This is a genomic window from Candidatus Roseilinea sp. NK_OTU-006, assembly GCF_012931985.1.
GTDB lineage: Bacteria > Chloroflexota > Anaerolineae > J036 > Brachytrichaceae > JAAFGM01.
Window position 1 is genome coordinate 1 of sequence record NZ_JAAFGM010000087.1, and the last position, 2,927, is coordinate 2,927.

The following is a 2,927-nucleotide window of genomic DNA, read 5'->3' on the forward strand; positions in this document are numbered from 1 at the left end:
GGCGACGGGCGCTCGAGTTGGATGACGTTGAACCGCTGCAGAGGCAGGTTGGCGATTTGACCGACGCTCTTGCCGTTCAGAATCAGCGGATCATCAGACGCGCCTTCTCGGCTCATCTCAGCCTGTCATCGTAGGATCAGGGGCAGGTAGAGCCGGAACTGAGCCGCTGCTTCATACGAGCCAATGTCGCAGGTGGCGGTGCCGTTGCCGTCGCCGTCCTTCGGGCGGGTGACGCCGTTCTGCGATTGATTGTTCACCGGCGCCGCGGCGCAGGTGGCGTTGTCGCCGGCGTCAATCGCTGGGCTGCCCACGTTGAGCGGAAAGTAGGCGGGACTGCCGGTCAGCGTGCCTAAATTTGGATCGCCGCTTAGGGAAGCGCTACAGGAGCCGTCTTCGACCAAATTGTTGGTGTTTGTGCCAATTGTGGAGTTGTTATAACAATCCCCGCCGGCAGAATTGGCAATGATGGTATTGGTGTAATTCAGCGTGCCGCCACCGTAGTTGCTGACACCGCCACCCCCAGTCACAGCCGAGTTGTTCGAGAAGGTGGAGTTCAAGAGCGTCAGGGTGCCGCTATTGTTGATTCCGCCGCCGCCGTACGTATCTGCATCGTTGTTGTAAAAGGTGCTGTTCGTGACCGTCAGCGGACGGCTGTTCCAGATGGCGCCGCCCTCGTCGGCGGAATTGCTGTCAAACGTGCTGCCCGTCACCGTCAGCGTGCCGCTCCCAAAATTGCTGATCGCTCCCCCCTTCGCAGCAGAGTTCAAGCGGAAAGTGCTGTTCGTGATCGTCAAGGCTCCGTTGTTGTCAATCGCACCCCCACCATAAGTGGTAGCCAGGTTGTTATAAAACACGCTGCCGCTGATCATCAATGTGCCATTATTGACGATTCCCCCTCCATTGGCGGCACGACCATAGAAGATTTGCAGATTGAGCAAATTGAGAGTCGCACCGGCGTTGACGTTGAGGACGCGCACATCGCCAGAGCCGTTGTTGTCGCTGTCGCCGCTGATGGTGATGTTCTGCCCGCTGCCGTCAATCGTCAGCGTCCCCTGCCCGCTCACGATGTTGGGCAGGAGCGCGGTGAGCGTGATCGTCCCGCTGACGCTGAAGGTGATGGTGTCGTTAGCGGCGCTCGGCGAGCCGGCGCAGTCGGTGTTGCTACCGCCGTTTGCTTCTTGAATCGCTTCGCGCAGGGTGCAGGCGCCGTCGTTAGCAACGGTATCCGCCAACGAGTTGACAACGTAATGTGTAGGCGTGTCGGTCGGCGTGGGCGTCGGTGTGCGGGTGGGCGTGGGCGTCGGTGTGCGGGTGGGCGTGCGCGTCGGCGTGTGAGTCGGCGTGGGCGTGGTGACTGCCGGCGCTTCGTAGGAACCGATGTCGCAGGTCGCCGTGCCGTTGCCGTCGCCGTCCTGCGGTCGCGTGACGCCGTTCTGCGATTGGTTGTTCACCGGCGCGGCGGCGCAGGTGGTGTTGTGGCCGGCGTCAATCGCTGGGCTGACCGCGTTGAGCGGAAAGTAGGCGGGACTGCCGGTCAGCGTGCCCAGGTTGGGGTCAACGCCGGTGATGTTGCCGTTCACGCCATTGATCAGGCCGCAGGCGCTGCTGCCCGTGCTTTCAATGAGGTTATTGATGTCGGTGCCGCTCATCAAGGAGCCGACGCAATCTCCGCCGACACTGTTGGCGATGATGGTGTTCTTGAGGGTCGCCGCACCAAAGTTGCTGATGCCACCGCCGGAGCTGGCGACGTTGTTGGAGAAGGTGCTGTTGGTCACCGTCAGCGTGTCACTGTAGTTGTAGATGCCGCCGCCGATGGAGCCGCTGTTGCCGGAGAAGGTGTGGCGGGCCTTGCGGGAAAGCGCCTGAGGGCCTGGGGAAGCCAACGATGGGTGAAAATCAGGCTGTTCTGGAAGCAGCATTGGCCGCACAACGCGAAGGTCGCGCTGCGGCCCTGGCTATTGTGGTAGAAACCCAGGGTTCGGTACCGCGAGAGGCTGGCAGCAAAATGCTGGTCTGGCCCGACGGGCAGATCGTGGGTACGGTCGGCGGGGGACAGATGGAAGCGCTGGTTATCGCGGAGGCGCAGGCGGCCATGCACGATGGCCAATGCCGGATGTTCACGTACAACCTGGCCGATCTCGAGTCTGGCGATCCGGGCGTGTGCGGCGGGACGGTGAAAGTGTATGTGGAGCCGTTGATGCCCCCGCCGACAGTGCTGGTGATCGGCTGCGGGCATGTGGGCAAAGCGGTGGCGGAACTGGCCAAGTGGCTGGGCTATCGTGTGATCGTCTGCGATGACCGTCCTGGCTATGCTACGCCGGAGCACATTCCTGGCATGGATGGTTACGTCGAAGCGGCTCCAGAGGAACTGGTGACCAGAGTCACGATCACGTCTTTCACATATGTAGTGGCGGTGACGCGCGGGCTGAGCGTGGACGAGACATTGCTCCCGGCGCTGTTGAAGACGCCAGCGCCCTACATCGGGCTGATCGGCAGTCGGCGGCGCTGGGCGCTGACGGTGGAGACGTTGCAGGCGCAGGGCGTGTCGCAGACCGATCTGGAGCGCGTCCATGCGCCGATCGGGTTGTCTATTGGGGCGGAGACGCCCAAAGAGATCGCGGTGAGCATTCTGGCGGAGATCATCCAGGTGCAGCGCGGTGGCAGTGGTGAGTCGTTGCGCTGGTCTCCGCCCCTGAAACAGGTCGTGCAGAGTGGCCAATGAACAGGAAGCCGTGAAGATTCTGGCTGTCAGCGACGTTGTGCAACCGCAACTGCACAATGTGGATTTCCTCCGGCAGACCTACGGCGGGGTTGATGTCCTGGTCAGTTGCGGCGATCTGCCCATTCACTACCTTGACTTCCTGGGAACGACGCTCAGCGTGCCTCTGCTATTCGTGCGCGGCAATCACGATACCAGCTATGCCGTC

At 61.9% G+C, this 2,927-nt stretch carries 2 protein-coding genes and 1 pseudogene; 2 read left to right on the forward strand and 1 reads right to left on the reverse strand.

What is annotated here, in order from left to right; translation table 11 throughout:
* Positions 1–125 precede the first annotated feature (125 nt).
* Complete coding sequence (locus GXH28_RS16555; RefSeq protein WP_240550456.1) at positions 126–1,883, reverse strand: CSLREA domain-containing protein; 1,758 nt, start codon at positions 1,881–1,883, stop codon at positions 126–128.
* 2 nt (positions 1,884–1,885) lie between these two features.
* Between GXH28_RS16555 and GXH28_RS15590 the strand changes: the two genes are divergently transcribed.
* Both GXH28_RS15590 and GXH28_RS15595 read left to right on the forward strand, forming a co-directional pair.
* Complete coding sequence (locus GXH28_RS15590; protein WP_169239936.1) at positions 1,886–2,722, forward strand: XdhC family protein; 837 nt, start codon at positions 1,886–1,888, stop codon at positions 2,720–2,722.
* 10 nt (positions 2,723–2,732) lie between these two features.
* Positions 2,733–2,927 (forward strand): annotated as a pseudogene (locus GXH28_RS15595) (metallophosphoesterase); the annotation flags it as partial.

Excerpts from the sequence above, each read along its gene's own strand:
- GXH28_RS15590 (WP_169239936.1), top strand. The coding sequence starts at position 1,886 with ATGGGTGAAAATCAGGCTGTTCTGGAAGCAGCATTGGCCGCACAACGC.